A 3,680-nucleotide genomic window follows, 5' to 3' on the forward strand; every position below is an offset into this window, starting at 1 on the left:
TGGTATTGTTGCCCGAATCCGCCACATACAGATTGCCCGCGGCATCCGCCCCGATTCCCCGCAGACCGGAGAACCGCGCGGCCGCCCCGCTGCCGTCGGCGTACCCCCACATGCCGGCAGTGCCGGCCAGCGTGGTGACGACGCCCGCCGGGGTGATCTTCCGGATGGTGCTTCCCGAATCCGTCACATACACGTTGCCCGCAGAGTCCGTCGCGATCCCCTGCGGATAATTGAACCGCGCGGCCGCCCCGCTGCCATCGGCACTACCGGTCACGCCGGCGGTGCCGGCCAGCGTAGTGACCACGCCGGCCGGCGTAATCTTGCGAACAATGTGGTTGGCGGTATCCGCCACATACAAATTACCCGCAGGCTCTGCCGCGATGGCCTGCGGAAGATTGAACTGCGCGGCCGCCCCGCTGCCATCGGCACTACCGGTCACGCCGGCAGTGCCGGCCAGCGTAGTGACCACGCCGGCCGGCGTAATCTTGCGAACAATGTGGTTGCCGGTATCCGCCACATACAGATTGCCCGCGGAGTCCGCCGCGATGCTTTGGGGAGAACCGAACCGCGCAACGACTCCTGTCCCGTCCAGCGACCCCGTCCCACCGATTCTGCCCGCGACTATAAACAACCCGATGTCTTTTTCGCTTGGCTTCTTGCTGACAGCGGCCACGCTTTCGTCTCGCGACACCGGTGTATTGGCGGCCTCGTTGCCGCCGCCGCACGACGCGACGCTAACGCAGAAGGACAGAAACCAAGTGATCAAACAGCATGTCGCGAGAGCGCGCCTTGATTGCCGCATTTCCGTCACCTTCTTGTTCCGTTGGAAAGACAAAAATCGACGATCCGAGCAAGCAGCATTCGCGCTTGATCGCGTTTGGCATACGGTGTGGAAACAGGTCCATTCGGACAAGAAAACGAAGCCTTACTGGGAGTAGACCTAGTCTTTAAGGGACTATAGGCGAGCGGGATTGAGTTTCAATTAATCAGGACTACGTATGACTTTAGATTCGAGAATTATAAGCCTGAGTATAGTCGATTGGCAGGGAATTGAAAGGTAAACTCCCGGAAGCCACCGCCGCTTGTCCGGGCGGCCGCATTGTCTCTCGCTGGAGGCTGGATAGGTGATGTACGTCGCCAAGGCCTCGTGCCAGGACTCGTCGGCGATGCTGAGGTGAGAGGGGACTAACAAGTTCAACGGTACGGATAACCAGTACACATCGACTTCGGGAATCAGGCCCCGCTCAGTAAGTGAATGGGCGACCAGTCGAAGCGTCGATGTCTTGCTGGCGCCGGCGTAAGCTTTCACTTGGAGGCCGCCGACGGTCCCTCTCGGCCGGGGTTCTGAACGGGCTGCCCACAGATAGAACACTCGAGGAAGGAGCGCGCCGACTTCTCATCCTGCACACCGTCGATCACCCGGACATCGTGAAGATCGAAGAAAAAGGTATGTCCGTCTTCCGCGGCCGATCGCTAGCATCGGCGCTGCGCTTCTTTCCAGGGCAGTCCCTTTCCCTTGTACTCGAGCAGTGTGCGCCGGCACGGATCCGGGTGACCGCAAAAACGCCTCGTCCGTGAACGACGGACGAACGAACAACGATGCGTCGCATGACCCTTCGCTCTTTTGTCGCTGTATCGTGACAATCTAACAATGATGTGGCGTCGGCGTCGCACGTTGCCATAATGCGATTGACGCAGCCGCTCCCATCCGCTTATGCCCTCTCCGACCGGTCGCCACCGCATGAATCGAAAGCCGCCGCGCCGCACCGTCGCGCGCTATCACGATCGCACCGTCGAAGTGCTGGGCGAAGCGCGCGGACAGCGCGTCATGATCCGGTCCATTCACTGTTGAAAACGTACGCGATCTTGCAGAACTGCTAGCTATAAGGCTGCTCTGTCTAAGGCGCCAGATCAGCAGCACCGTGGTCGAATAGATCAGGGGTCGTGCGGTGTTCACCCAGGAGATCTGGCCAAGCGCCACTTCGAACCTTTGCCAACGTCTCGGGCGACAGCCAAGTTTCTTCGATCGCGTCGAGACCGCCCTCGATCATCTGCTGCAGGAAGAAAGACTGCTTCCGCCCGGTCGCTTCCGCCAACACGCGTAACCTCTGTTCGATGACCGGGTCGATGCGAACCGCGACGACCCTCAGTTTGTTCTCTGCCGTTCTTTTCAATTGGTCACTCCTCTTCCAGACGCTCGCAAGCGAGGTCGAGCCCGCCACGACGCCAACGCTATGTTCGGCTCTTCGTTCCCGCCGTTTTCCCAGCAGTCCTCTTGCGCGCTGCACGCCTGGCTGGAGGACGGGATTCAGACGGGGGTGCGCGTCGCGCTGAGGGACGCGTCGTTGCGCGTAGAGCCTTCAACTGCTCCTGGAGCGACGTGTATGCCTCCTCGAGCGCGGCCAGCTTACCCTGCAACACCCCAGTCTGATGGCGAGCGTCGCCCTGCTGCTCTTGCAGCGCCTCGACAGTTCGACGATGTTCGGCATCCCGCTTTTCTGCGCGTTTGGCGGCTTCCGCCAATTCTTTCTGCGCTTTGACCACTGCACCGCGTTCGCGATCGATTTCCAAGAGCGCACGCTTTTCCGAGGCGCGTAAGCGCTCCTCCGCGCGATCAGCCGTTTCCCGGAGTTTTTCCAGATCACGCGAGAAGGTGTCGCGTACCTTGTCGAGATCACGCTCGCGCGCGAAGACCTCCTCGCCAAGGCGCTTGACCTGCGCCTCGAGCGCTTGGCGCGCGGCCGCCTCGTGCGCCTGCTGCCGCTCCAGCTCCCGAATTTCGACCTGCGCCGCGAGCAATGCCGCAGTGCGTTGCTCCAGCGCCGTCTCGGTCCGACCGAGTTCCTCGCGCGCGGCGACGACCTTTTGCTCCGCCTCGGCGCGACGCGCTTCGACGTCATCGCGAAGCGAGGTCAGTTCGGCGTGTGCGGAGGCCGCCGCGCGCGTCCAAAGCGTTCCGATCAACTCGCCTGCGGCCTCACTCAAATCCTTTGGCAAGTCCGGGTGCTCGATACGCACCCGACTCTTCTCGCGTAACTCCGCCCAGAACTCGGCGAGCACCGACGCCGGGGTGCTCATGGTGCCACGCCGGACCAGGTTGTAGAGTCGATTGGCGGTGGGCGGGACGCCGAAGCGGAAAAATAGCAGCGCACACACCTCGCGATAGAGCTCGCGCGTCTTGGGGAACTCGACCTTGAGGCGCTCGATATCGGCCGCGAGGCGGGTTTCGTCGGAAAGAACGTCGGACATGAGCGAGCCAGAGCGAGGAACACCGATAATAGTACAACGTATCTCGATATTTATCTAACCCAACCGACGGTTAAATTTGACATTAGTGCTATAATGTTGACTTATTTGTATCGTACCGACCTCGAAACCGCGTGACACTCAATGCGCGCTCTTCCGCCACCGACATCCGTTGCACTCCAACCCGCGCCCCTCGAATCCCTCGTGATTCCGTCGACCCTCGACGGTAGTGTCGGGGCGAATCGCGCGACGGACGGTCGTGCGCAGATCGCGGCCAACCATGATCTCGATGCGATTCGCGCGTGGCTCTCGCGCTTTCACGACACCAAGACCACCTTCGAGAGTTATCGCAAAGAGGCCGAGCGCTTGCTGCTCTGGTCGCTTGTGATGCTCGACAAGCCGCTCTCGTCACTCACCCACGAAGATTGTCTGCG

3 protein-coding genes and 1 pseudogene are annotated in these 3,680 nt (G+C 61.1%); 1 reads left to right on the top strand and 3 read right to left on the bottom strand.

Annotated features, from left to right (window positions below):
* The 3 genes from AWB81_RS41095 to AWB81_RS41105 form a co-directional block, all read right to left on the bottom strand.
* A partial coding sequence (locus AWB81_RS41095) for an NHL domain-containing protein (RefSeq protein ID WP_200822632.1) occupies window positions 1-766 on the bottom strand: 766 nt, incomplete at its 3' end.
* A gap of 1,132 nt (window positions 767-1,898) precedes the next feature.
* On the bottom strand, window positions 1,899-2,174 hold the full coding sequence (locus AWB81_RS41100; RefSeq protein WP_062644187.1) for a YlcI/YnfO family protein: 276 nt from the start codon (window positions 2,172-2,174) through the stop codon (window positions 1,899-1,901).
* Window positions 2,175-2,232: 58 nt separating this feature from the next.
* Window positions 2,233-3,249, bottom strand: a complete 1,017-nt coding sequence (locus AWB81_RS41105) for a DNA-binding protein (protein ID WP_062644189.1) — start codon at window positions 3,247-3,249, stop codon at window positions 2,233-2,235.
* Between the two features lie 141 nt (window positions 3,250-3,390).
* Here AWB81_RS41105 and AWB81_RS41110 point away from each other — a divergent pair.
* Window positions 3,391-3,680, top strand: a pseudogene (locus tag AWB81_RS41110) (tyrosine-type recombinase/integrase); the annotation flags it as partial.

It is taken from the genome of Caballeronia arationis, from assembly GCF_001544975.2.
GTDB classification, from domain to species: domain Bacteria; phylum Pseudomonadota; class Gammaproteobacteria; order Burkholderiales; family Burkholderiaceae; genus Caballeronia; species Caballeronia arationis.